This is a genomic window from Streptomyces sp. ML-6 (genome assembly GCF_030116705.1).
Classification (GTDB): domain Bacteria; phylum Actinomycetota; class Actinomycetes; order Streptomycetales; family Streptomycetaceae; genus Streptomyces.
Map to the genome: position 1 here is coordinate 2,789,181 of NZ_JAOTIK010000001.1, position 25,820 is coordinate 2,815,000.

Here is a 25,820-nt window from a genome sequence, read left to right on the forward strand (position 1 = left end):
CGACGCTACCGCTCTGCCGCTGTGAGAGATGCCCGGAACCGTTTCGGCCCCTCCGGGGAGTCGGTCCGGGCGGTGAGGATCGGCGACGGCCCGGAGGATGTGGCACTCCGGGTGCGGGCCGGGGGCTCCACTGCCCCCGAGGCGTATCGCGCTGATCACGGGGTCCAGGCTATCTCGCCCGACCCCTTCGCCGTCATGAGTTGTATATGTCCAAAAAACGGCTCCGAATTTGACACCTTGGACAGCGCGCCCGCCCGTATTGCCGCACTCTGGTAACGAACAGGCCGACGAACCGTGGGAGCCCCACCATGGCACCGAAGATCCTGATCGTCACCGGCGACGCCGCCGAGTCCCTGGAGGTCCTCTACCCGTACCAGCGACTGCGCGAGGAGGGGTACGACGTCCATGTCGCGGCCCCCAGCCGCAAGACGCTGCGCTTCGTGGTCCACGACTTCGTGCCCGGGTTCGACACCTACACCGAGAAGCCCGGCTACACCTGGCCCGCCGACCTGGCCTTCTCCGAGGTCGACGCCGGGGACTACGCGGCCCTGGTGATCCCGGGCGGCCGGGCTCCCGAGTACCTGCGCAACGACGCGGAGCTGCGCAAGATCCTCAAGGCGTTCTTCGACTCGGACCGGCCCGTGGCCCAGATCTGCCACGGTCCGCTGATGACCGCGGCGATCGGCGCGCTGACCGGGCGGCACGTCACGGCGTACCCCGCGCTGGAGCTGGACATGCAGGCGGCGGGCGCCACCTTCGAGGACCACGAGGCGGTGGTCGACGGCGTGCTGGTCTCCGCCCGGGCGTGGCCGGACCACTCGGCGTGGATGCGCGAGTTCCTGAAGGTCCTCCGCGAGAAGGCCCCGGTCGACGCCTGACCTCCCAGCACCTCACCCTGCCGACACCAGGCCACCTGGCACCTCACTCGGCCGGCGCCTGGTCTCCCGGCACCTCACCCGGCTGGTTCAACGCCCGGCGCCTGGTCGGCGCGGCCACGGCGCCTGTCCGAATCTCCTACGTGAGATGCCTCACCCGGTCAGCCGCTCGGCGAGGTGCGCGGCCTCGGCCAGGCTGTCCACCACCGGCACCCCGGCGGCCTCCAGGCTGGCCCTGCTGTGCGACCCGCCGGTGTAGAGCACGGCCTTCGCGCCGACGTGGGCCGCGGCCACGGCGTCGTCCACCGCGTCACCGATGACCACCGTGTACTGCGGGGATATCCCGTCCAGCGCGGCGAGGTGCCGTTCCATGTGCCGCGCCTTGCTGCCCCCGGACGGCCCGGTACGGCCGTCGACCCGTACGAAATGCGCCTCGATGCCGTAGCCCCGCACCACCGGGACCAGCTCCTCGTGCCCGTACATGCTCAGCAGCGACTGGCTGCGCCCGGCCAGCCGCCACTGCGCGAGGAGCTCCTCGGCCCCCTCGGTGAGCCCGCAGGCGGCCCGCTGCTCGGTGTAGTACCGGTGGAACACCCCGTCCATCCGCTCCCACTCGGCCTCCGTGGGCAGCCGGCCCAGCAACCGTTCGTAGAAGCGGGGTATCGGGACGCAGTACATCTCGCGGTACTGCTCCAGGGTGATCGGTTCCAGGCCGATCTCGCCGAACGCGGCGTTCGTGGCCCCGACGACCGCGACGTTGTCATCGAGCAGTGTGCCGTTCCAGTCCCAGATCAGATGCGTGCGGTGCTTCCCGTGGCTCCCCATGCGTAAGAAAGTACCCGCCAGGTCCGACAACCCGTTCGAGCAACCACTTCCCGGACGCCTCCGGCAACCACTTCCCGGACACCTCCGGCAGGTCTCCGGCCGGGCTCCCGTCGGCCTCCCGCGCGTCGTGCCCGGGCTCCGGGTCCGCCCCTCAGCCGATCAGGTTCGGGATCTCCTGGACGCCGAACCACAGCAGCTCGTGGTCCTCGGCGCCGTCCACGGTGAACTGCGCGTCGTCGTCACCGAGGTCCGCGGCCCCCAGGGCCGTGACGGCGGCCGTGACGTCCTCCCGCGCGTCGTCCGAGTCGACGTGCACGGCGGCGGCCTTGGCGAGCGGCACGGAGGAAGCGATCCGCACCTCGCCGAGCGAGGACGAGTCGAGGCTTCGGTCCGGGTCGGCGACGGCCGCGCCGTCCGGTACGTCGACGGCGACGACGACCCGGCGGCACACCTCGCCGGGATCCCGGGCGATCATGCGCAGGGAGGCGGAGGCGGCCCGGTTGAGCGCCGCGTACTCCAGCTCCTCGATGTCGTCGGAGACGTACCACTCGCGCAGTCCGGGGGTCACCGCGTACGCGGTGAGCGGGCCGGGACCGATCTCGCCCGCCCCGTGCGCCGCTGCGAGACCAGAGAGGGTCAGGGGGACGTACACGCGCATGGCTGGGCCGCTTTCGTAGTCGGAAACGCCCTCAGGATACGTGCGACGTCCCCCTTTGGGGTCACGTGTGCCGACGCCGGTCCGTCCACCCCGCGACCGTTCCTCACCCTCCCGCCGCCCGCCGCACACCCCGCCCGCCGGCCCCCGCCTCACCCGGATAGGTGATTCGTCCCAACCGCTCCGGGCGCCCCGCCACCGCTTGCGGCCCGTTCCCGACCGCCGTAGAAGATCCCCACCAGAAGTTACTGCCCGGTATGCGACCGGGACTCTGAAGCACGGGGGCGATGACGATGAGCACGAACAGGACCCGGCCCGCCGGACGCCACGACCGGCGCGGACCCCACTCCGTACCACCCCAGCGCACGAGGGTGCCCCGGCGCGTGCGCCCCCACCACTGGTTCGCCGAACGCCTCCTCGCGGTGCTCAGCGGTCAGCGTCCGGTGCACTGGATGCTCGGCCACACCATCGGCGAGGCGTACGACCAGCTGGCCGAGCTGGCCCCGCGCACCCCGCTCAGGGGCCGCGGCGCCCGTCCCGTGATCCGCATGTGCCACGGCGCCCAGCCGGCCCCGGGCGTGGTGGAGGCCTGCGCGAGCATCGCGGCGGGCGAACAGGTGCGGGCGATGGCCTTCCGCCTGGAGCAGGGCACCGACCTCCGCTGGCGCTGCGCCGCGGTGGAACTGGGCGGCGAACGCCTCCAGGCCCCCCTGCCCCACTGACCCCTCCCCCGCCCCTCCCATCCCCGGGGACCGCCGGGACAGGAACCGGAACGGGGGAACGGAGGCACGGGAGCACGGGAGCACGGGAGCACGGGAGCACGGAGAACGGAGGCACGAACATACGGAGGGATGGAGAAATGGAGGAACGGCTACAGAGAGCGACCGAACGGACACAGCCGGGCCCGGAGGGCCCCGAGCCCCTCACAGGGCCGGAAAGGGGCCTCAGCGCCCCCGGAGAGCCCCCTCAGGGCGGGCCCCGGCCCGGAGCCACCCGAGCGGCCCCCTCCCGCTTTCAGCCCACCCGGCGGTTGAGGAGCGGGGACAGCGGAGCGGAGCCCCGGTTACGGAAAGGGGCGGGATGGCCGCTGTGCGAGGAAAGGACAGCCCCGCACAACGGCCACCCCGCCCCGCCCGTCCCAGCCGCACCGAAGCCAAAACAGGCCGGGGCCGGACGCCACCCTCACGCGCCCGACCCCGGCCCCGAACCGACCACCGCCACCGCCACCGCCGACACCGTCAGCGGAACCGGCGGCTTCCGGCCCTTCACCGCGTCACTTCTCGCCGTCACTTCTTGCGGCGCCGGCCTCCGCCGTTCTTCTGCGCCTTGCGCCGCTCCGCCCGGGTCAGCCCGTCCGACTCGGACCCGGTCGTGCCGCCGCCGTTGGAGAAGTCGCCCTCGACGACGCCGCCCTCCCCGTCCACCGTGGGGGCGGAGAAGTGCAGCCGGTCGGGGCGCTGCGGGGCGTCGAGCCCCTTGGCCCGGATCTCCGGACGCGCCGCCGGTACGGCATCCTCCTTGACGAGCGAGGGCCGCTCGGCCTCGTCCTGCACCGGGACCTCCTCGACCTGCTGCTCGACCTGGACCTCCAGGTTGAACAGGTAGCCGACGGACTCCTCCTTGATGCCTTCCATCATGGCGTTGAACATGTCGAAGCCCTCGCGCTGGTACTCGACCAGCGGGTCCTTCTGCGCCATGGCCCGCAGGCCGATGCCCTCCTGGAGGTAGTCCATCTCGTAGAGGTGCTCGCGCCACTTGCGGTCGAGGACGGACAGGACCACACGCCGCTCGAGCTCACGCATGATGTCCGAGCCGAGCTGCTTCTCGCGCGCGTCGTACTGCTCGTGGATGTCGTCCTTGATCGACTCGCCGATGAACTCGGCCGTGATCCCGGCCCGGTCCCCGGCCGCCTCCTCGAGCTCCTCGATGGTGACCTTCACCGGGTAGAGCTGCTTGAACGCGCCCCACAGCCGGTCCAGGTCCCATTCCTCGGCAAAGCCCTCGCTGGTCTCCTGGCGGATGTAGTCGTCGATCGTGTCGTCCATGAAGTGGCGGATCTGGTCCTGCAGGTCCTCGCCCTCCAGGACCCGGCGGCGCTCGCCGTAGATGACCTCGCGCTGCCGGTTGAGCACCTCGTCGTACTTCAGGACGTTCTTGCGCGTCTCGAAGTTCTGCTGCTCGACCTGCGACTGGGCCGACGCGATCGCCCGCGTCACCATCTTGTTCTCGATCGGGACGTCGTCCGGCACGTTGGCCATCGACATGACCCGCTCGACCATCTGCGCCTTGAACAGCCGCATCAGGTCGTCGCCGAGCGACAGGTAGAAGCGGGACTCGCCCGGGTCGCCCTGACGGCCGGAACGACCGCGCAGCTGGTTGTCGATGCGCCGCGACTCGTGCCGCTCGGTACCCAGGACGTAGAGGCCGCCGAGCTCCTTGACCTCTTCGAACTCCGCCTTCACGGCCTGCTCGGCCTTCTGCAGCGCGGCGGGCAGCGCGGCCGCCCACTCCTCGACGTGCTCGACGGGGTCGAGGCCGCGCTGACGCAGCTCCGCCTCGGCGAGGTCGTCGGGGTTGCCGCCGAGCTTGATGTCGGTGCCTCGGCCGGCCATGTTCGTCGCGACCGTGACCGCGCCCTTGCGGCCCGCCTGGGCGACGATCGTCGCCTCCCGGTCGTGCTGCTTGGCGTTGAGCACCTCGTGCTGGACACCGCGCTTGGAGAGCTGCTGCGAGAGGTACTCGGACTTCTCGACCGAGGTGGTGCCGACCAGGATCGGCTGGCCCTTCTCGTGCTTCTCGACGATGTCGTCGACGACCGCGGCGAACTTAGCGACCTCGGTGCGGTAGATCAGGTCCGACTGGTCGGCGCGGATCATCGGCCGGTTGGTCGGGATCGGCACCACGCCGAGCTTGTAGATCTGGTGGAACTCCGCGGCCTCGGTCATCGCCGTACCGGTCATGCCGGAGAGCTTGTCGTAGAGGCGGAAGAAGTTCTGCAGGGTGATCGTGGCGAGGGTCTGGTTCTCGTCCTTGATGTCCACCCCTTCCTTCGCCTCGATCGCCTGGTGCATGCCCTCGTTGTAGCGGCGGCCGGCGAGGATACGACCGGTGTGCTCATCGACGATCATGACTTCGCCGTCGATGACGACGTAGTCCTTGTCCTTCTTGAAGAGTTCCTTGGCCTTGATGGCGTTGTTGAGGTACCCGACGAGAGGCGTGTTCACCGACTCGTAGAGGTTCTCGATGCCGAGCCAGTCCTCGACCTTCGAGACACCGGACTCGTGGATGGCGACGGTCCGCTTCTTCTCGTCGACCTCGTAGTCGCCGGTCTCCTCGAGGCCCTTGAGCGGGTTGCCCGCTTCGCCCTTGGTGAGGCGGGTGACCAGCTTGGCGAAGTCGCCGTACCACTTGGTGGCCTGGTCGGCCGGGCCGGAGATGATCAGCGGCGTACGGGCCTCGTCGACGAGGATCGAGTCGACCTCGTCGACCACGGCGAAGTTGTGGCCGCGCTGGACGAGTTCGTCCGCGGACCACGCCATGTTGTCGCGGAGGTAGTCGAAGCCGAACTCGTTGTTCGTGCCGTACGTGATGTCGCAGGCGTACTGCTCACGGCGCTGGGCCGGCGTCATGTTGGCGATGATGCAGCCGACGGTCAGGCCCAGGAACTTGTGGACCCGCCCCGTCAGTTCGGAGTCGCGCTCGGCCAGGTAGTCGTTGACCGTGATCAGGTGCACGCCCTTGCCGGAGAGCGCGTTGAGGTACGCCGGCAGGGTGCCGACCAGGGTCTTGCCCTCGCCGGTCTTCATCTCGGCCACGTAACCGAGGTGCAGGGCTGCGCCGCCCATCATCTGTACGTCGTAGTGGCGCTGTCCGAGGACTCGCTTGGCGGCCTCACGGACGGTCGCGAATGCTTCGGGGAGCAGGTCGTCCAGGCTCTCGCCGTCCGCGTACCGTTCCTTGTACTCGTCGGTGAGCGCCCGCAGCTCGGCGTCGGAGAGGTTGACGAAGTCCTCTTCGATGGAGCTGACCTGGTCCGCGATGCGGTGCAGTTTGCGCAGGATCTTGCCTTCGCCTGCACGCATGAGCTTGTTGAAGACGGACACTGAGGCTGGTCTCCTTGCCGGTCGGGCCTGGCACTGGGTCGTGTGTGGACTCTGGCGCGGGCACGGCAGGTGGGCCCCACCGCAACGGCCATCGTAAGCGAGGACCCGCCCGCGCCGGGAGGGCTGCCGCCGCGTTGGCCCCACCGTCCCTCCTGGGTCAACGGCCGGGGAGTGCCGAAGGTGCCGGGAAGTACGAAAAGTGTTCGCCCCGCGACCGGTGCGTCACCAGAATCCGTACATGGACCCGATCACCCTCACCACCGACCGCCTGTCGCTGCGCCCCTTCACCGGCGAGGACGTCGACGGAATCCACGCGGCCTGTCAGGATCCGGACATCCGGCGCTGGACGGTCGTGCCCTCCCCCTACAGCCGCGCCGACGCCGAGTTCTTCGCGGAGAAGCTGTGTCCCGACGGCTGGCGCGACGACTCCTCGTACAACTTCGCGGTGGTCCTGCGCACCGGCGGGGCCCTGGTGGGCGCGCTCGGCCTCACCCGCCACAACCTCCCGGGCCTGTACGAGGTGGGTTTCTGGTCCGCCGCCGAGCACCGCGGGAACGGCTACACGACGGAAGCGGTGCTGTCCGCCGCCCGCTGGGCGTTCACGGAGCTGGGCTGCGACCGGCTGGAGTGGCGCGCCGAGGCCGGTAACACCGCCTCGCGCGCCGTGGCCCTGCGGGCGGGGTTCCGGATGGAGGGCGAGCAGCGTTCGGGGCTGTTCAACAAGGGGGTGCGGCGCGATGCCTGGGTGGGGGCGCTGCTCCCCTCCGACCTCGGCCTGCCGGGCACCCACCCCTATCTGCCCGTCCCCTGAACGAGTGGCCCCGCCGGCCCGTCCGGGTCCCGCCGGGGCCCGGACCGGCTGTCAGTGGCTGCCTCTAGGGTGCGGGGCATGACCTCTGTGCCGCCTCCCGCCGTCGAACTCTCCGCCGACCAGGCGCGCAGGATCGCCCTGCGTGCCCAGGGCTTCCTGGGCGCCCCGGCCCGCCGGGCCGGCGTGCCGGGCGTGCTGCGGCATCTCGGCGCCGTGCAGCTCGACACGATCTCGGTGCTCGCGCGGTCGCACGAGCTGATTCCGTACGCCCGCCTCGGCGCGGTCGGCCGACGCACGATCGAGGAGGCGTACTGGTCGGGCGGCCGCGCCTTCGAGTACTGGTCGCACGCGGCCTGCATCCTGCCGGTCGAGGAGTGGCCGCACTTCGCGTTCCGCCGGCGCGCCTACCGCTCGCGCCCGCAGTGGCACCACGAGCTGCCGGACGGCGTGTACGAGACGGTGATCAAGCAGTTGCGCGCCGAGGGTCCGCTGACGGCGACGGAGCTGGGCGGCGCGAAGAACGGCGGCGAGTGGTGGGACTGGTCGGGGTCGAAGGTCGCCGTCGAGCGCGCCCTGATGTACGGCGAGGTGGTGTGCACCGAGCGACGCGGCTGGAAGCGGGTGTACGACCTCGCCGAGCGGGCCCTGCCCGATGCCGTGCTGCACGACGACCTGGACGACAAGGAGTGCCTGCGGCGGCTGGTCGCGCTCGCGGGCCAATCCCTGGGGGTGGGCACCCGGGCGGACATCGCGGACTACCACCGGTTGAAGGGCGAGCAGTTCGACGCGGTGGTGGCGGACTCCGGGCTGGTGCCGGTGACGGTGCGGGGCTGGGCGAAGCCCGCCTGGGCGGACCCGGCGGCGCTGGCCTCGGAGCCGCGCGGCCGACACCGTACGACCTTGTTGTCGCCGTTCGACTCGCTGATCTGGGAGCGGGCGCGCACCGAGCGGATCTTCGGTTTCACCCACCGCCTGGAGGCGTACGTCCCCAAGCCCAAGCGGGTCCACGGCTACTTCGCGATGCCGCTGCTGGCGGGCGGGAGGCTGCGGGGCCGGGTGGACCCGGCGCGTGAGGGCAGCACGCTGGTCGCCCGGCAGGTGTCCCTGGAGAGCGGGAAGGCCGTGGTGCCGATGGCCGAGGCGCTGGTGGAGGCCGCGTCCTGGGTCGGCTGCACGGACGTCCGGCTGGAGCGGGTCGACGCGCCGGAACTGCGTGAACCGCTCGCCCGGGAAATCGCCCGCGCCCTGGCGTGAGCGCGGCCGTCTCCTTGCCCGGCGCTTTACCTTTTTCCCGTACGGCCTCTTGTTCCGGTACCACCCTTTGTTCCGGCACCGTCCCTTGTTCCGGCACCGTCTCTTGCCGGTGCCCGGTCCTTGGCCCGGCGTGGTTCCGTCCGGTCCTGTCGTCGTGGCCCGTCCCGCCGTGGTCGGGTCACCTGATCTCCAGGATCTTCTCCCGCATGGCATAGACGACGGCTTCCATCCTGGAGTGCAGCTGCAGCTTCTCCAGAATGTTGCGGACGTGGTTCTTCACGGTGTTCTCGGAAATGAACAGTTCCTTCGCGATATCGCGATTGTTCATGCCCGTGGCGACGAGTTTGAGGACTTCGAGCTCCCGGTCGGTGAGCCGGGGCGCGGGAACCAGCCTGCGTTCGTCGGTCCGCTGGATCATCGACTTGAACTCGGTGAGCAGTTTGGACGCCATGGAGGGGCTGATCTGGGACTGCCCGTCGGCGACCGCGCGAATTGCCGTGGCCACCTCGTCCGTGGAGATCTCCTTGAGGAGGTAGCCGGTGGCGCCGGCCTTGATCGCGTCGTAGAGGTCGGCCTCCTCGTCACTGATCGTCAGCATGATGATCTTCGCGCTCGGGGCCACCTCCTTGATCGCCGTGCAGGCCTCGATCCCGCCGCGCTTGGGCATCCGCACGTCCATCAGCACGATGTCGGGCAGCAGGTCGGCGGCCTTGTCGACCGCTTCCGACCCGTCTCCGGCCTCGCCGACGACCTGGATGTCCTCCTCCTGGGCGAGGACGATCTCCAGGCCTCTGCGGAAGAGCGCGTGGTCGTCCACCACGAGGACCCGGATCGGCTCCTTGCGGAAACCGTTGTCCGCGTCCGGGCCGCAGGCCCCCGCGATGTCGTCGGCGTCATTCGCGTCACGCACGGGTCCGAAGGCGTCCGCCATCGTTCCTCCCCCTGAAGGCCATGGCCTGAAGTTCACAAGCAGTCCGCCAACGGCAGTTCACGGAGCACCGGTTGGCTTGGGACGCCATGATTCCATGCCCGGACGCCGGAGCGGTGATCATGTGACCGCGCACGGGTGCCCCTGGGAGCGCACAGGCGTTCCAGGGGCACCGCGAAAGCGTGGCGTCAGCCGCCGAGCGCGCCGCCTGCGCCACCGGCCTCGTCGGCGGCCAGCGGGTCGGTCCTCAGATGGATGACACCGTAGTCATAGGCGTGCCGCCGGTAGACGACACTGGGTTCCTTGGTCTCGGAGTCGACGAACAGGTAGAAGTCGTGCCCGACCAACTCCATTTCGTAGAGCGCCTGATCGAGCGACATCGGCGCGGCGACGTGCGTCTTCTCACGCATCACCAGCGGGCCCTCGCCCTGGATCTCCAGCGGGCCGAACCTGGTGGTGGGCACGGACTCGGCCGTCTCACTGGCGATCAGGTCGCCCTCGCCGTTGAACGACGCCGCGTCCGGCACGTTCTCGGCGACCTCGGCAGCGGGAATGCGGCCGTTGCCACGGCGGCTGTAGCGCTTGTCGTGCTGCTTGCGCAGCCGCGCCTCCAGCTTGCCGGTGGCCAGGTCCAGCGCTGCGTACGGGTCGCCTGCGGCCGCTTCCGCCCGGATGACCGGACCGCGCGAGCGGAGCGTGATCTCCACCCGGTCGGAACGGTCGGCCTGACGGGGATTCGGCTCCTTGGACACCTCGACGTCGAGGCTGATCACCTTGCCGTCGAACTTCTGGATCTTGTCCAGCTTCAGCTTCTCGGCCACGTGCTTGCGGAACCGCTCGGGCACCTCGGTCTTGCGGCCCTTGACGACGATGTCCACGCAGAACTCCGTTCCCGGAAAGCCCCGCTCAGCGGCGGAGCATCTCCCTTTTGCACCAGGCTCCGGTGACGACCGGAGCCGCGGACTCGGTGACTTCCACCTCCTCCTCCCCCAACGGCGGGGACTCCACCCCACCGAATTCCCAGCCATGGGCTACTGGTGAGTTACCTGCCCGAAACCTGGTGGTGCATTCGTCGAGGTCCGGCATTCACCATTCCTCACAACCGAACATAGCCTGTTCTGCCGGTTGTCGGCACCCGCTACTCGCGCGTACCTCCGTTCCGGGTTTTTACTCACTCACTACCTGCAACGATGCAAGTTCATCAAGAGTTCCGGTTTATTTCGAAGGCCGCGGGAGATACTGCGACAACAGCCGCCTGCCCGGCGCCGGAAACAGCTGTCGCGCGCCCGCCCGCCGCACCGACCGCCCGTGCCGCCTCGGCGAGCGAGGCCCCCGTCGTCAGAAGATCGTCCACCAGCACCACCCTCCCGGTCCCGAGCAGTCGTTCGCCCCCGGCCACGACCTCCAGGGCCCCCGCCAGATTCACCTGCCGCTGCCGGGCCCCCAGTCCCGCCTGGTCGGCCACCGGACGCCGCTGGCGCAGCACCGCGGCCACCCGGGCACCGGTGCCGCCGCGTCTCAGCTCTCCCGCCGCGGCCAGCGCGATCCGGCGCGTCGGGTCATGGCCCCGCGCAGCCACCGCCCGCCGTGCCGAGGGCACGGGAACCAGCAGCAGCGGGCCGTCGCCGCCCACCCGTCCCGCCCCGGCCCGTACGGCACCCGCCAACGCCTGGCCGAGCGCGCCGGCCAGTCCCAGCGCGCCCCGCTCCTTGTGGGCCAGGAGCACCGCCCGCACCGCTCTCTCGTACGCCGCCGCCGCATGCACCACCGGCAGGCCCGCGGGCTCCGGCACGGGTCTCACCCGGCGCGGTGCCCCGCCGAGAAGTTCCGCACGGCACTCCTCGCACAGCTCCGCGCGCGGCCTGCCACAACCACCGCAGGAAACCGGCAGGATCAGCCCGGAGATCTCCCGCCACCACCCCCGCATGACTCCACTGTGCCCTCCGGGAGGAAAGTCGGCCACCCCTGTGGAAAACGCGGGCGGGGCTTGCGGAACTCAGCCCGGGTAGACCAGCGAGGACCCCTTCTTGACCACTGTCTGCCAGTTGTCGCCGGGCGACAGCTTCACGATCCCGTCGCTCGACGTGGCCGCCATCAGCGGAAGCTGCTCGTCGTCCGCCGCCGCGACCGACGAGACCTGGTTCACGCCGGGCAGGGCGCCCGACGCGGACGTCGAACCGTCCGCCTGGACGTAGCGCACCTGCTGCACGCCGCCCTCCTCCTTGCCGACCACCACGAGCCGGCTGCGGCCCGACCACGACATCGCGGTCACGTCCGTCAGCTGGGGTGCGGCCTGGCGCAGCTGCACCACCGACACCTGTTGCCCGGACTCCGGCCCGCGCCGCTCGATCCGGCCGATCTTCAGGGTGTTGCGGCCGTCCCGGGTCACGAGCAGGGCGATCCGCACCCCGTCCGCGGACACCCGCAGCGCCTCGATCCGGCCCTCGCCCAGGTCGGGCACGGCAACCTCCCGAGGCTTGCCGGTACCCCCGTCCAGCAGCAGCAACCGGGGATTGTCGGGATCCCGGTCGGCCACCCAGAGGTCGCCACTGCCGTCCCAGCTCGGCGCCGACAGCCGGTTCTTCATGCTGTGGGCCCGGCTGGTCACCAAGGGGGCGGGGAGCTCTTCGTCCGAGACGATGGACGTGACGTAGAGCGCCGATCCGTCGCGCGAGACCGCCGCCGCCGACTGCTCGTCCCGGGCCACACCGATCACGCTCATCGGTATCGGGCCGTTGCCGAGGGGACCGGCCACGGCCTCCGGGGTGCCGCTCCCCTTGGTGCTGCCGGGGATCCGTTCCACGTGCCCCTTGTCGTCGACGAAGTACTGGCTGTCCGGGCCGCTCGACGAACCGTCGGGGGTGAACTCCTCCGCCTGGTCCGCCCCGAGCGCGCACAGCGTGGAGCCGTCCGAACGCTGCAGCTCGACCTGCTCGACCCGAGCCGACGTCAGATCCCGCAGGGTGTAGAGGACCTGCGAGGCCATCATGCGGCAGGACCGCTGGCCGACCCCGTCCGCCTTCTTGTTCAGCGGCACCTTCAGTACGTTGCGGTCGTCGGGTGCCAGGGAGGTGACGCCCTTCTTCAGCTCCGTGCCCGGGGGGAACCGGGATCCGACCACGGGCCGCAGCCAGTTGGTCGGTCCCGCGAGGAGGCTGCGGACGGACTGGGTCACGGTGTCCATCCCCGTGACGGGATCCGTCCGGCTGCGGAGGTAGACGGGGTCGGCCACCAGGGTCGATGGCACCGTCTTCCGTTCCGTCGCGAAGTAGTACTTGTTGACGGACCGGAAGAGGCGCTTGAAGTCCGACTGCCCGAGCAGGAGGCCGTCCGGCACGCGGTCGATCCGCCACTCCTTGCCCTCCGGCCCGTCCTCCTTCACCACGTGCAGGGTCTGGCTGTAGTCGGCGGGGGCGAGCGGCTGGTAGACGTCCTGGGCGTCGACCGTCGCCACCCTCGTGCCGGTCAGGGTGTAGGTGACCTCGGTGATGTTGCGGTCGCCGTCCCGGACGGGACGGTCCTTCCGGTTCGGCGCCTTGCTGAGCACGGTGGTGAAGGCGCCCGGATTCCAGTTCTTGGCCGCCTCCTTCGTCAGGTACTTGCGGGTCGTCCTGAACTCCGAGTCGTCACTGGTCATCGACTCCAGGAAACCGTCGACCACTTCGTCGGTGGTGGCGTTGTCACGCGGCGCGACGGCGTACACCTGCACCTGGGAGTCGCCCGGCTGCGAGGCGTCGACGGCCTTGACGTCCCCGGTGACGGGCATCGAGCTGCACGCGGACAGCAGCACCGCGCCACATCCGAGCAGCACGAGCAGTGCCGGCACACGCCCACGGCCGTCCCTGCGACGGTCAGCGCCCACGATTCATGCCCCTTGCTCCGAATCCTGCACCACCGTGTCCAATTCGCCGCCCGGCCGGTCCTCGGCGGGCCGCGCGACCACGCGGGCGCCACTGCCGGGAAGGGCCGCCGGATGCACCGAGGCAGGTGCCGTCCGCGGCGCCGCGGGGGTCCTCGGCGGCCCGGGCAGGGCGGGCCGGTCGGCGCCGCCGGACTGGCTCGGCACGGCCGTCAGCCGGTGCCCGTTCTCCGCCCCGGCCCCGTTCCGCCCGGAGTTCTCCCGGTTGCGCCGGGAGTCCTCGGGCTCCAGCGGTATCGGCGAGCCGCGCAGCGGTTCGTCCGCCGTGCGCGGCAGCGTCAGCCGGAACTGCGAGCCGCCGCCCGGCTCGCCCCACGCCTGCAACCAGCCGCCGTGCAGCCGGGCGTCCTCCACCGCGATGGAGAGCCCGAGACCGGTGCCCCCGGTCGTACGGGCCCGGGCCGGGTCGGCCCGCCAGAACCGGTTGAACACCCGGGTCGCCTCGCCGGGCTTGAGCCCGACCCCGTAGTCCCGGACGGCCACGGCGACCGCTCCCCCAGCGGCCCCCATCCGCACCACGACGTCCCGTCCCTCGCCGTGCTCGACGGCGTTGACCACGAGGTTGCGCAGCACCCGCTCGACCCGCCGCGCGTCGGCCTCCGCTATCACCGGCTGCTCGTCGCCGACCACCCGGATCCGGGTGCCCTTGCACTCGGCCAGCGGCTCGGCCCCGCCGATCACCCGCTGCACCACCTGGCGCAGGTCTATCGGCTCGGCCTCCAGCGCCGCGGCGCCCGCGTCGAACCGGCTGATCTCCAGGAGGTCGGAGAGCAGCGACTCGAACCGGTCGAGCTGGTCCCCGAGCAGTTCCGCGGAGCGCGCCGTCACGGGGTCGAAGTCGCTGCGGGCCTCGTGGATGACATCGGCGGCCATCCGTACGGTGGTCAGCGGTGTCCGCAGCTCGTGGGAGACGTCGGAGACGAAGCGCCGCTGCATCCGGGAGAGCTCCTCCAGCTGCTGGATCTTCAGCTGGAGGTTCTGCGCCATCTTGTTGAAGGCCTCGCCGAGCCGGGCGATGTCGTCCTCGCCGGTGACCTTCATCCGCTCCTGGAGCCGGCCGGCGGAGAGCCGCTCGGCGATGCCCGCCGCCATCCGCACGGGCGTGACGACCTGCCGCACCACGAACCAGGCGATGGCCCCGAGCAGTACGACCACGAACAGGCCCGCCGTCGCCAGCGTGGTCATGACCAGCGTCAACGACTTCTCCTCCTGCGTCAGCGGGAAGAGGTAGTAGAGCTGGTACGGGTTGTGGTCGATGTCGTAGAGCCGCTTGCCCACGACGAGGCCGGGCTGCGGTTCCTGCTCGCCGGACTCGTACTCGATCAGGGAGTACGTCTGGAACGCCCCCTGGCCCTTGTTCACGGAGTCCCGCAGCTTCTGCGGGATGCTCGCCGCGTTCACGCTCCCCGATCCGCGCGGCGCCCGGGTGTCCTCGTCGGCGCTGAGCGCGACCACGTGGAAGGCGTTCTTCCCGCCGCTGGCGAGTTGGTCGACGAGCTCGGTCCGCCAGGAGTTGTTGGCCGTGCCGCCGTCCGTCGTGCCGCCGCCCTGGCCACCGGGGGCGAGCGGGGCGTTCGCCTTCTCCTGGGCCGCGGCGAAACCGCCGGCGGCCTGGGTCTGGGCGGCCTTGCCCTTGGCCTCGAGCAGGCCGTTGCGCACCTGCCCGATCACGACCAGGCCGAGGAGCAGCACCACGCCCAGCGACATGAGCAGCGTGCCGGCGACGACCCGCAGCTGGATGTTGCGCCGCCACAGCCGCACGACGGGCAGCAGCGGACGGCGCACCCAGCGCATCAGCAGGCGCGGCACGGGACCGCCGGGCGCCCGGTCGTGGAACAACCGGCCGCCCTGAAGAAGGCGCCCGACCTGGGACGCCTTGTTTCCTGGGCCGGCACCCCGCTCCGCACGGGCTCCCGGCTCCCCGGGCTGCGGAGCAGCGTTACCCAGGGTCATGTCAGCTCGGTCCGGCCTTGTAGCCGACTCCTCGGACGGTCACCACGATCTCCGGCCGCTCCGGGTCCTTCTCGACCTTGGAGCGCAGCCGCTGAACGTGCACGTTCACCAGCCGGGTGTCGGCGGCGTGGCGGTATCCCCACACCTGCTCCAGCAGCACCTCGCGGGTGAAGACCTGCCACGGCTTGCGGGCGAGCGCGACCAGCAGGTCGAACTCCAACGGGGTGAGGGCGATCGACTGCCCATCCCGCTTCACCGAGTGCCCGGCCACGTCGATGACCAGGTCACCGATGGCGAGCTGCTCGGGCGCCGGCTCCTCGGACCTGCGCAGTCGGGCCCTGATCCGGGCGACCAGTTCCTTGGGCTTGAACGGCTTGACTATGTAGTCGTCGGCCCCGGATTCCAGGCCCACCACCACGTCGACCGTGTCGCTCTTGGCCGTGAGCATGACGATCGGCACACCCGACTCGGCCCTGATCAGTCTGCAGACCTCGATGCCGTCCCTGCCGGGCAGCATGAGATCCAGCAGGACCAGGTCCGGCTTGGCCTCACGAAATGCGGCAAGTGCCTTGTCGCCGTCCGCTACGAACGACGGCTCAAACCCTTCACCACGCAGCACAATCCCGAGCATCTCGGCCAGTGCGGTGTCGTCGTCGACGACAAGGACTCGTCCCTTCATAATCGACATCATCCCATTAGCTAATCGTTACCTGCGATGATCTGGCGCACAGCTCCGCCAGTCCGGCCCCCGTCACCGGGGAAACGGCGCCCTCCTCCGTGACGATCGCCGTGACCAGTTCCGGCGGCGTGACGTCGAACGCGGGGTTGTATGCAGGGGTTCCCACCGGCGCCACGGGCACCCCGCCGACGCTGCCGTCCGCCCCTCGCAGCCGCGACGATGTGAACTCCGTCACTTCATTCGCCGCCCGCTGCTCCACGACGATCGACGCGCCGTCCGGGGTGCGCAGGTCGACGGTCGTGGTCGGCGCCACCACGATGAACGGCACGTGGTGGTACTTGGCGAGCACCGCCAGCGGGTAACTCCCCACCTTGTTCGCCACCGACCCGTCCGCGGCGATGCGGTCCGCCCCGATGAGCACGGCGTCCACCTCCCCCGCGGCGAACAGCGAACCCGCGGCATTGTCCGTGAGCAGGTCGTACGGCATGCCGTTGCGTGCCGCCTCGTACGCGGTCAGCCTGGCCCCCTGCAGCAGCGGACGCGTCTCGTCCACCCACAGCCGCCTCAGCCGGCCCTGCCGGTGCGCCCCGAGTGCCACGGCGAAGGCGGTGCCCTCGCCGCCCGAGACGAGCGCCCCCGTGTTGCAGTGCGTCAGCAGCCGGTGCCCGTCCCCGCCGGGCAGCAGTTCGTCCAGCAGGGCGAGGCCGTACCGGGCCATGCGCCCGCTGGCCTCGGCGTCCTCCCGGTGCAGCGCCCGGGCCTCGGCCAGCACCGCCGCCGCGGCCCGCTCCCGGTCCGCGCCCTTCTCGACGGCCCGGCGGTACGCCCCGGCGGCCCGCCGCACCCCGTACCCGAGGTTCACCGCGGTGGGGCGCGCCCGCTCCAGCAGCTCCGCGGCCCGCGCGATGTCATCGCCCCGGGCGGCCGCGAGTGCGACCCCGTAGGCCCCCGCGATGCCCAGCAACGGGGCGCCGCGCACCGCCAGCGTCTGGATCGCCCGCACCAGCTCGGGCACATCGGCACAGCCCAGCTCGACCTCCTCCGCCGGCAGCCGGGTCTGGTCGAGAAGCACCAGCGCAGGTCCTTCCGGAGGCTCGGCCCAGCGGAGTACGGAGGGTGCGGGGGACTCGATGCCCACCGCCGATTGCTCGTCCTGATCAGCCATTCGCCCAGTCTGCCCGGTGAGGCCCCTGCGGATGAAGGTACGAAGGAGATGGAGCGCCCGGTCCATGGCGGGGCGTCGCGTGGCACGATGGCTGCCAACCTGCTGCCCCGATGAGCGGTCAGGACCGTGAAGGAGCGAGAATGAACGACACTCCGGGCTGGGCCTCGCCCGGATCCGCCCCCTCCGAGGGCCAGGGCGCGAACGTCCCCCGGCCTTCCGAGCCCGCCGACGGCAGCAGCCGTGGAGGCAACTGGTCCTCCACCCAGCCGCCCGCAGGGCAGTGGTCCCCACCGAGCGCTCCCGGCACAGGCCCCCACACACCTCCTCCCGCCGGCCGGGGTGCCGGAGGCCCGGGCCCCGGTCCGGGCGGCGGACCGTACGGCCCTGGCTGGGGGCAGCCGCCCGCCGCGGCCAAGCCCGGTGTCATCCCGCTCCGCCCCCTCGGCGTCGGCGAGATCCTCGACGGCGCGGTCTCCACCATGCGCGCCCACTGGCGCACGGTCCTCGGCATCACGCTCACCGTGTCGGTGATCGCCCAGATCGCGATCATCCTCGTACAACGCTTCCTGCTGCCGGACCCCGTGGAGATCGACCCGGACGCCACCGGGCCGGAGGTGCTGCGGCAGGCCGCCGACTCGGCGCAGTCGACCCTGGTCAACAGCCTGCCCTCCGTGCTGATCGGCATGATCGCCACGCTGATCACGACCTCCGTGCTGACCGTGGTGATCAGCCGCTCGGTGCTGGGACGCCCGGTGACGCTCGGCGAGGCGTGGGCCGAGGCCCGGCCCCGGCTCGCTCAGCTCCTGGGGCTGACCCTGCTGCTTGCCCTGATCAGCGCCGCCATCCTGACGGTCGGCATCCTGCCGGGGCTCCTGATCGGCTCCGCCGCCGGCGCGGGACTGGCCCTCATCGGTTTCCTGGCCTCGTCCGCCGTCACCATCTGGCTGATGGTCCGCTTCAGCCTCGCCTCCCCGGCCCTGATGCTGGAGCGGCAGTCGATCGCCGCCTCCATGCGCCGGTCCGCGAAGCTCGTCGGGGGCGCCTGGTGGCGGACCTTCGGCGTCCTGGCCCTCACCTGGCTGCTGACGTTCGTCGTGTCCCTCATCGTCGCCATCCCCTTCGGCGTCATCGCGATGGCCGTGGACGGGGGCGGAATCGAATCCGTCCTCACGGACGGGTCCATGGACTTCGGCTGGCCCTTCCTCATTGTCTCCGGCATCGGCGAAGTGGTCATCTCGACGATCACCTATCCGCTCTCCGCCGGTGTGATGGCCCTGCTCTACATCGATCAGCGCATCCGCCGCGAGGCGCTCGACCTCGAACTCGGCCGGGCTGCGGGCCTGCCCGGATACGACACCGGGAACTGATGCCGTGTCGGGAGCGGGGGGCATCACAGCAGTACGGTCACTGATCCGCGCGAGCGGCGACACACCCGTGGACACCCCACGGGTTCCCGCCCGGGAGGCCGCCGAGCGCGAACTGTCCAAGCCGATGTACCACGAGAACGATCCCAATCTCCTCCAGCGCGGCCTCGACCAGCTCTGGGACTGGATCGGCGACCTCCTGGGCAAGGCATCCGGCGCCGCACCGGGCGGTCCGCTCGGCCTCGTCGTGCTCGTACTGGTCGTCATCGGGCTGCTCGTCGCGCTCTGGTGGCGGCTCGGGACCCCGCGCCCCGCCATGCGCTCCGCGGACGCCCTCTTCGACGACGCCCCCCGCAGCGCGGCCGAACACCGGAAGGCCGCCGAGACGCACGCGGCCGCCCAGCGCTGGAACGAGGCGGTCCAGGAGCGCATGCGCGCCCTGGTCCGTTCCCTGGAGGAACGCGCCCTGCTGACCCCCCGCCCCGGACGCACCGCCGACGAGGCCGCCGCTGAGGCGGGCCGTTCACTGCCCGCGCACGCGACCCGGCTCCGTGCCGCCGCCAGGGAGTTCGACGACGTCACGTACGGTGGCCGTGCCGCCGACGAGCGGGCGTACCTGGACGTGCGGGACCTGGACCTCGCACTCGAAACCGCCAAGCCCGTCCTGACGGCCGCGACCCCGGGAGCGGCCGAATGACCCGGGTCACCGCCGCTACCTCGGCGTCCCTCACTCCCCGCCAGGTCTGGGCCCGCGTCCGCGGCCTGCTGCTCGCCCTGCTTCTGCTCGTCGTCGCCGCGATCGCCCTGGCGAGCGTGCGCTCCGGCGACCAACACGGCCGCCTCGACCCCCGCTCCGCCGACCAGTACGGCAGCCGGGCCGTCGCCGAACTCCTCGAGGACCGCGGGGTCTCCGTCCAGGTGGTCACCACCCTCCGCGAGGCCACGGCCCGGTTGGGCCCCGACACCACGCTGCTCGTCACCTCCCCCGACCTGCTGGCCCCGGACCGGCAGGAGAGGCTCCGCGCCGCGGCCGAGGGCTCGGCCGGCCGTACCGTCTTCCTCGCGGCGGGACCTTCCTCCGTGAGCACGCTGGTGCCCGGCGTCGGCGCCGAGCCCGCCGGCCCCGTGGTCCCCCGCGACCCCGAATGCCCGCTGCCCGCCGCCCGTGCCGCGGGCGATGCCGAAACGGGGGGCTTCCGCTACACCGCGGACGGTTCCGCCACCACCTCCTGCTTCCCGAGCGACGGCCTTCCCACCCTGCTCCTGGTCGAGCGGGGCGCCGGTGACACCGTGCTCCTCGGTTCCCCCGACCTTCTTCGCAACGACCGGCTCGCCCACCGGGGCAACGCCTCCCTGGCCCTGCAACTTCTCGGTTCCCGTCCTCATCTGGTCTGGTACCTCCCTTCACTCGCCGATGTTTCCGCCGCCGGAGACGACGGCGACGGAGCCGGTGACGGTCGCAGCTTCACCGACCTGATTCCGCAGGGCTGGCTGTGGGGCACGCTCCAGCTGGCCCTGGCCGCCGTACTCGCCGCCATCTGGCGCGGCCGCCGCCTGGGCCCCCTGGTGGCCGAGCGACTGCCCGTGGCCATCCGCGCCTCCGAATCCACCGAGGGCCGGGCCCGCCTCTACCGCAGGACGAACGCCCGTGACCGCGCCGCCGACTCGCTGCGTGCCGCGTCCCGTACCCGTATCGCCCCGCTCATCGGCGTCTCCTCCCGCGACGCCCACTCCCCCTCGGTGCTCGTCCCCGCTCTTTCCGCCCGCCTCGGCACCACCGACGACAGCCTCCAGTCGCTGCTCTTCGGCCCCGTTCCGGCCGACGACACCGCTCTCGTCCGCCTGGCAGACCAACTCGACACCCTCGAAAGAGAGGTACGCACGTCATGAGCGCCCCGCCCCCGGTGCCCGCCGGCACCCCCGAGACCACCGGGAACGGCGACACGGCCCGCGCAGCCCTGGAAGCACTGCGCTCCGAGATCGCCAAGGCCGTGGTCGGCCAGGACCCCGCGGTCACGGGACTCGTCGTCGCCCTGCTCTGCCGGGGTCACGTCCTGCTCGAAGGCGTACCCGGGGTGGCCAAGACCCTCCTGGTCCGGGCCCTCGCCGCCTCGCTCGAACTCGACACCAAGCGCGTCCAGTTCACCCCCGACCTGATGCCCAGCGACGTCACCGGCTCGCTGATCTACGACGCCCGTACAGCGGAGTTCTCCTTCCAGCCCGGTCCCGTCTTCACCAACCTGCTTCTCGCCGACGAGATCAACCGCACCCCTCCCAAGACGCAGTCCTCCCTCTTGGAAGCCATGGAGGAGCGCCAGGTCACCGTCGACGGAACCCCTCGGCGGCTGCCCGACCCCTTCCTCGTCGCCGCCACGCAGAACCCCGTCGAGTACGAGGGCACCTACCCGCTTCCCGAAGCCCAGCTGGACCGTTTCCTGCTCAAGCTGACGGTGCCGCTCCCCTCACGGGAGGACGAGGTCGACGTCCTCATCCGGCATTCCGGCGGCTTCGATCCGCGCGATCTCAAGTCGGCGGGCATACGCCCCGTCGCAGGTCCGGCCGACCTCGAGGCCGCCCGCGACGCGGTCGCGCGGATCAAGGTCTCTCCCGAGATCGCCGGCTATGTCGTCGATATCTGTCGTGCCACGCGTGAATCCCCCTCGCTCGCCCTCGGCGTCTCCCCCCGAGGTGCCACCGCGCTGCTGTCGACCGCCCGTGCCTGGGCCTGGCTCACCGGCCGTGACTACGTCATCCCGGACGATGTGAAGGCCCTGGCACTCCCCACGCTCCGCCACCGCATTCAACTGCGGCCCGAGGCGGAGATGGAGGGGGTCACCCCCGACTCCGTCATCACCTCGGTCCTCGCCCACGTCCCCGTACCCCGATGAGGCGGTGACCGTGGCGCTCACCGGACGTACCGCCCTGCTGGCCGCCCTGGGGTCACTCCCCGTAGGCATCCTGGCCCCGAGCTGGACCGGCCTGCTCGCGGTCAACGCACCGCTCTCTCTCGCAATTCTGTGCGACTACGTCCTGGCTGCACCAGTGCGAACGCTCCAGTTCACCCGAACCGGTGATACGAACGTTCGACTCGGCGAGACCGCCGAGGTGCAACTCACCGTGACCAACCCTTCCCGCCGCCGGCTGCGGGCACACCTCCGTGACGCCTGGCCCCCCAGCAGCTGGCCCGCGGGGACGGAACAGGCCGCCTCCCGCCACAGGCTGACTGTCCCGGCGGGGGAACGCCGTCGGCTGACCACGTTCCTGAAGCCCACTCGGCGTGGCGATCGCCACGCCGAGCGCGTCACCGTCCGCTCGTTCGGCCCGCTGGGGCTCGCCGCCCGCCAGGGATATCACCACGTCCCCTGGACGGTGCGGGTGCTGCCTCCGTTCACGAGCAGGAAGCACCTGCCGTCCCGGCTCTCCCGGCTCCGTGAACTCGACGGCCGCACCAGCGTGCTCACCCGCGGCGAGGGAACGGAGTTCGACAGCCTGCGCGCGTACGTGCCCGGCGACGACACCCGTTCCATCGACTGGCGGGCCACAGCGCGTCAGTCCGCCGTGGCGGTGCGCACATGGCGCCCCGAGCGGGACCGCCACATCCTCATCGTCCTGGACACCGGTCGCACCTCGGCGGGACGGGTCGGTGACGTGCCCCGTCTCGACGCGTCCCTGGACGCGGCCCTGCTGCTCACGGCGCTCGCCACCCGTGCGGGCGACCGCGTGGACCTGCTCGCCTACGACCGCCGGGTCCGTGCACAGGTCCAGGGCCGGTCGGCGGGCGAGATCCTGTCGGCCATGGTGAACGCCCTGGCCCCCGTCGAACCGGCCCTCGTGGAAACCGATGCCCGGGGCCTCAGCGCCGCTGTCCTCGCCGGTGCGCCTCGCCGTTCCCTGGTCGTGCTGCTGACCGGTCTGGACACCGCCCCCGTGGAAGAGGGGCTGCTTCCCGTACTGCGCCGCCTGACCCAGCGCCACACGGTGCTGGTGGCTTCCGTGGCGGATCCCCATGTCGAGCGGATGGCTAAGGCCAGGGGCACGGTGGAGGCGGTCTACGAAGCTGCCGCGGGCGCCCAGGACAGGGCGGGGCGGCTGCGTATCGCGGAGCGGTTGCAGCGCCACGGCGCCGTGGTGGTGGACGCCACTCCGGACAACCTCGCCCCGGCCCTCGCCGACGCCTATCTCGCTCTCAAGGGGGCCGGACGACTCTGAGCCCGCGCCCGCCATGCGGCTGCGGGAGGAGTCGGGCTCGTCCCGTCAGCGCCGCTGGTGGGTGTTGAGCCGGGCGGCCCGGCGGGTCAGGTGGTCGCGTTCGGCGAGGTTGGGGGCTTTCCGGGCAGCCTCGGCGTACAGCCGTGCCGCCGTCGCCAAATCGCCGTCGCGCTCGTGTAGGTACGCCGCCACCGCGGTGTGACGGGGCAACGAGTCGTCCAGCACCGTGAGAGCCGCCAGTCCCGCGCGCGGTCCGTCGGCCTCTCCGACGGCCACCGCACGGTTGAGCCGGACGATCGGATTGTCGGTCAGGCGTACGAGTTCGTCGTACCACTCGACGATCTGTACCCAGTCGGTCTCCTCGGCCCTGGGCGCGTCGGCGTGGAGTGCCGCGATGGCGGCCTGGGCCTGGAACTCGCCCAGCCGGTCACGGGCGAGGGCCGCCTGCAGGATTCCGACGCCCTCGGCGATCAGTCCGGTGTCCCATCGGCTGCGGTCCTGCTCGGCAAGTGGCACCAGGCTGCCGTCGGACGCGGTCCGGGCGGCACGTCTGGCGTGGTGGAGCAGCATGAGGGCGAGCAGCCCCGCCACCTCGGGGTGATCGATCGAGGCCGCGAGCTGCCTGGTGAGCCGGATGGCCTCGGCGGCGAGGTCGACGTCGCCGGAGTAGCCCTCGTTGAAGACCAGGTAGAGGACGCGCAGCACGGTGGCGACGTCGCCGGGCCGGTCGAACCGTACGCCGGAGACGGTGCGTTTGGCCCGGCTGATGCGCTGCGCCATGGTCGCCTCGGGCACCAGGTACGCCTGGGCGATCTGGCGGGTGGTCAGTCCGCCGACGGCGCGCAGGGTGAGAGCGACCGCGGAGGACGGCGTCAGCGACGGGTGGGCGCACAGGAAGTAGAGCTGGAGCGTGTCGTCCGCGGCGGGGGCAGGGCCGGGCGCCGGCTCCTCGTCAACCAGGTCCTCACGCCGGCGGCGGGCCGCGTCCGCCCGGCTCGCGTCGAGGAACCGACGCCAGGCCACGGTGATCAGCCAGCCCTTCGGATCCCGCGGCGGGTCGGTCGGCCAGACCCGGACCGCTTCGACCAGCGCGTCCTGTACGGCGTCCTCGGCCGCCGCGAAGTCTGCTCCGCGGCGGACGAGGATTCCGAGCACGTTCGGTGTGAGGCTCCGGAGCAGGACCTCGTTCATCGAGGTGGTCACTCCGCGATGGTGGGCGGCGCGGCCAGGAACGGACGCACCTCGAGCCACTCGTGGATCGGCTTTCCGCCGGCCCCGGGAGCGGCCGAGAGTTCCCCGGCCAGCTCGACGGCGCGCTCGTAACTGTCGACGTCGATCACCATCCAGCCGGCGATGAGGTCCTTGGTCTCGGCGAACGGGCCGTCGGTGACCGGGGGCCGTCCCTCCCCGTCGTAGCGGACCCATGTCCCCTCGGGGGCGAGCGCCTGCCCGTCGACGAACTCTCCGGTCCCTTCCAACCGGGCCGCGAAGTCATGCATGTACTGCATGTGGGCCGAGATCTCCTCCGGCGTCCACTGGTCCATGCATACGTCGTTGACCGGGGTCGGGGCGCCTCGGTAGTGCTTGAGCAGCAGGTACTTGGCCATCGTGTCTCTCCTCGGTACTGATGTCGGTACTGATGCGGCTGCAACCCATCTTGGTCACGTTCACCACGGGGACGGAGCCGACCACGGGTTCTCGACATCACTGCTCAAAATTTTTTGGCTCTGGTGTCACCGGCCGGGGAGCGCAGAGGAGGGGTGACCGGCCACGGCCTGACCGACCGGCCTGAAAAACAAAAAACCGCCGAAAGGCGGTAACGGATGAGCAACGCAGAAAAGCCCCGTGCCTGGCGGCACGGGGCTTTCCCGGAAAAACTGTTCGGCGGCGTCCTACTCTCCCACAGGGTCCCCCCTGCAGTACCATCGGCGCTGAAAGGCTTAGCTTCCGGGTTCGGAATGTAACCGGGCGTTTCCCTAACGCAATGACCACCGAAACACTATGGAATTACTGAACCACCGGCAACAACACAGCCGTTCGTTATTCCAGAACAACACAGTGGACGCGAGCAACTGAGGACAAGCCCTCGGCCTATTAGTACCAGTCAGCTCCACCCGTCACCGGGCTTCCACATCTGGCCTATCAACCCAGTCGTCTGCTGGGAGCCTTAACCAATCAAGTTGGCGGGAATACTCATCTCGAAGCAGGCTTCCCGCTTAGATGCTTTCAGCGGTTATCCCTCCCGAACGTAGCCAACCAGCCATGCCCTTGGCAGGACAACTGGCACACCAGAGGTTCGTCCGTCCCGGTCCTCTCGTACTAGGGACAGCCCTTCTCAATATTCCTACGCGCACAGCGGATAGGGACCGAACTGTCTCACGACGTTCTAAACCCAGCTCGCGTACCGCTTTAATGGGCGAACAGCCCAACCCTTGGGACCGACTCCAGCCCCAGGATGCGACGAGCCGACATCGAGGTGCCAAACCATCCCGTCGATATGGACTCTTGGGGAAGATCAGCCTGTTATCCCCGGGGTACCTTTTATCCGTTGAGCGACAGCGCTTCCACAAGCCACTGCCGGATCACTAGTCCCGACTTTCGTCCCTGCTCGACCCGTCGGTCTCACAGTCAAGCTCCCTTGTGCACTTACACTCAACACCTGATTGCCAACCAGGCTGAGGGAACCTTTGGGCGCCTCCGTTACCCTTTAGGAGGCAACCGCCCCAGTTAAACTACCCATCAGACACTGTCCCTGATCCGGATCACGGACCCAGGTTAGACATCCAGCACGACCAGAGTGGTATTTCAACGACGACTCCACAACCACTGGCGTGGCCGCTTCACAGTCTCCCACCTATCCTACACAAGCCGAACCGAACACCAATATCAAACTGTAGTAAAGGTCCCGGGGTCTTTCCGTCCTGCTGCGCGAAACGAGCATCTTTACTCGTAGTGCAATTTCACCGGGCCTATGGTTGAGACAGTCGAGAAGTCGTTACGCCATTCGTGCAGGTCGGAACTTACCCGACAAGGAATTTCGCTACCTTAGGATGGTTATAGTTACCACCGCCGTTTACTGG

General features: G+C 70.5%; 21 protein-coding genes and 2 rRNA genes (1 of these 23 only partly in view). 9 read left to right on the forward strand and 14 right to left on the reverse strand.

From position 1 onward, the window contains the following. Positions 1-308 precede the first annotated feature (308 nt). Positions 309-878, forward strand: coding sequence for a DJ-1/PfpI family protein (locus OCT49_RS12050; RefSeq protein WP_283851877.1), 570 nt, complete (start codon positions 309-311; stop codon positions 876-878). 150 nt (positions 879-1,028) lie between these two features. On the opposite strand, the gene OCT49_RS12055 is transcribed toward OCT49_RS12050, so the two are convergent. After that, a complete protein-coding gene (locus tag OCT49_RS12055; RefSeq protein WP_283851878.1) occupies positions 1,029-1,700 on the reverse strand; it encodes an HAD family hydrolase in 672 nt (223 codons plus the stop codon). 151 nt (positions 1,701-1,851) lie between these two features. Next, complete coding sequence (locus tag OCT49_RS12060; protein ID WP_283851879.1) at positions 1,852-2,358, reverse strand: DUF6912 family protein; 507 nt, start codon at positions 2,356-2,358, stop codon at positions 1,852-1,854. 290 nt (positions 2,359-2,648) lie between these two features. On the opposite strand from OCT49_RS12060, the gene OCT49_RS12065 reads away from it, so the two are divergent. After that, positions 2,649-3,077, forward strand: coding sequence for an Rv3235 family protein (locus OCT49_RS12065; RefSeq protein WP_283851880.1), 429 nt, complete (start codon positions 2,649-2,651; stop codon positions 3,075-3,077). Between the two features lie 564 nt (positions 3,078-3,641). Here the strand turns inward: OCT49_RS12065 and secA are convergent. Beyond that, a complete protein-coding gene (gene secA / locus OCT49_RS12070; RefSeq protein ID WP_283851881.1) occupies positions 3,642-6,458 on the reverse strand; it encodes a preprotein translocase subunit SecA in 2,817 nt (938 codons plus the stop codon). A 238-nt stretch (positions 6,459-6,696) separates the two neighbouring features. Here secA and OCT49_RS12075 point away from each other — a divergent pair, with 238 nt between their 5' ends. Then, complete coding sequence (locus tag OCT49_RS12075; RefSeq protein ID WP_283851882.1) at positions 6,697-7,269, forward strand: GNAT family N-acetyltransferase; 573 nt, start codon at positions 6,697-6,699, stop codon at positions 7,267-7,269. Between the two features lie 78 nt (positions 7,270-7,347). After that, complete coding sequence (locus tag OCT49_RS12080; protein ID WP_283851883.1) at positions 7,348-8,523, forward strand: winged helix-turn-helix domain-containing protein; 1,176 nt, start codon at positions 7,348-7,350, stop codon at positions 8,521-8,523. A 178-nt stretch (positions 8,524-8,701) separates the two neighbouring features. Here the strand turns inward: OCT49_RS12080 and OCT49_RS12085 are convergent, their stop codons facing one another. The 7 genes from OCT49_RS12085 to mtnA form a co-directional block, all read right to left on the reverse strand. Next, positions 8,702-9,454 carry a response regulator gene (locus OCT49_RS12085; protein WP_283851884.1) on the reverse strand — a complete coding sequence of 251 codons (753 nt, stop codon included), beginning with the start codon at positions 9,452-9,454 and terminating at the stop codon, positions 8,702-8,704. Between the two features lie 185 nt (positions 9,455-9,639). Beyond that, positions 9,640-10,329 carry a ribosome hibernation-promoting factor, HPF/YfiA family gene (gene hpf / locus OCT49_RS12090; protein ID WP_283851885.1) on the reverse strand — a complete coding sequence of 230 codons (690 nt, stop codon included), beginning with the start codon at positions 10,327-10,329 and terminating at the stop codon, positions 9,640-9,642. Positions 10,330-10,652: 323 nt separating this feature from the next. Continuing rightward, the gene (locus OCT49_RS12095) at positions 10,653-11,378 is read right to left on the reverse strand and encodes a ComF family protein (RefSeq protein ID WP_283851886.1); all 726 of its coding nucleotides are present in this window, start codon (positions 11,376-11,378) and stop codon (positions 10,653-10,655) included. Between the two features lie 69 nt (positions 11,379-11,447). Next, positions 11,448-13,313, reverse strand: coding sequence for an LpqB family beta-propeller domain-containing protein (locus OCT49_RS12100; protein WP_502963363.1), 1,866 nt, complete (start codon positions 13,311-13,313; stop codon positions 11,448-11,450). 3 nt (positions 13,314-13,316) lie between these two features. Further along, a complete protein-coding gene (mtrB, locus tag OCT49_RS12105; RefSeq protein WP_283851887.1) occupies positions 13,317-15,323 on the reverse strand; it encodes an MtrAB system histidine kinase MtrB in 2,007 nt (668 codons plus the stop codon). A 1-nt stretch (position 15,324) separates the two neighbouring features. Next, complete coding sequence (gene mtrA / locus OCT49_RS12110) at positions 15,325-16,014, reverse strand: MtrAB system response regulator MtrA (RefSeq protein ID WP_205375139.1); 690 nt, start codon at positions 16,012-16,014, stop codon at positions 15,325-15,327. A gap of 4 nt (positions 16,015-16,018) precedes the next feature. After that, positions 16,019-17,167: an S-methyl-5-thioribose-1-phosphate isomerase gene (gene mtnA, locus OCT49_RS12115; RefSeq protein WP_283851888.1), complete on the reverse strand. Its 1,149-nt coding sequence runs from the start codon at positions 17,165-17,167 to the stop codon at positions 16,019-16,021. 140 nt (positions 17,168-17,307) lie between these two features. Between mtnA and OCT49_RS12120 the strand changes: the two genes are divergently transcribed. Genes OCT49_RS12120 through OCT49_RS12140 form a run of 5 tightly spaced genes read left to right on the forward strand, consistent with a single transcriptional unit; the run spans position 17,308 to position 22,740 of the window. Then, positions 17,308-18,534, forward strand: a complete 1,227-nt coding sequence (locus OCT49_RS12120) for a DUF7847 domain-containing protein (protein ID WP_283851889.1) — start codon at positions 17,308-17,310, stop codon at positions 18,532-18,534. A 4-nt stretch (positions 18,535-18,538) separates the two neighbouring features. After that, complete coding sequence (locus OCT49_RS12125) at positions 18,539-19,228, forward strand: DUF4129 domain-containing protein (protein WP_283851890.1); 690 nt, start codon at positions 18,539-18,541, stop codon at positions 19,226-19,228. Beyond that, a complete protein-coding gene (locus tag OCT49_RS12130; RefSeq protein ID WP_283851891.1) occupies positions 19,225-20,421 on the forward strand; it encodes a DUF4350 domain-containing protein in 1,197 nt (398 codons plus the stop codon). Before OCT49_RS12125 ends, OCT49_RS12130 begins: the two co-directional genes overlap by 4 nt. After that, positions 20,418-21,419, forward strand: a complete 1,002-nt coding sequence (locus OCT49_RS12135) for an AAA family ATPase (RefSeq protein WP_283851892.1) — start codon at positions 20,418-20,420, stop codon at positions 21,417-21,419. The genes OCT49_RS12130 and OCT49_RS12135 overlap by 4 nt, the downstream gene beginning before the upstream one ends. 10 nt (positions 21,420-21,429) lie before the next feature. Further along, a complete protein-coding gene (locus OCT49_RS12140; RefSeq protein WP_283851893.1) occupies positions 21,430-22,740 on the forward strand; it encodes a DUF58 domain-containing protein in 1,311 nt (436 codons plus the stop codon). A 45-nt stretch (positions 22,741-22,785) separates the two neighbouring features. Here OCT49_RS12140 and OCT49_RS12145 read toward each other — a convergent pair whose 3' ends face one another. From OCT49_RS12145 to OCT49_RS12160, 4 genes are all read right to left on the reverse strand, one after another. Next, positions 22,786-23,931: an RNA polymerase sigma factor gene (locus OCT49_RS12145; protein WP_283855767.1), complete on the reverse strand. Its 1,146-nt coding sequence runs from the start codon at positions 23,929-23,931 to the stop codon at positions 22,786-22,788. Positions 23,932-23,939: 8 nt separating this feature from the next. Beyond that, positions 23,940-24,347, reverse strand: coding sequence for a YciI family protein (locus OCT49_RS12150; protein WP_283851894.1), 408 nt, complete (start codon positions 24,345-24,347; stop codon positions 23,940-23,942). Positions 24,348-24,619: 272 nt separating this feature from the next. Then, a 5S ribosomal RNA gene (gene rrf, locus OCT49_RS12155) occupies positions 24,620-24,736 on the reverse strand. Positions 24,737-24,814: 78 nt separating this feature from the next. Further along, positions 24,815-25,820 (reverse strand): 23S ribosomal RNA (locus OCT49_RS12160); it runs 2,119 nt beyond the window's last position.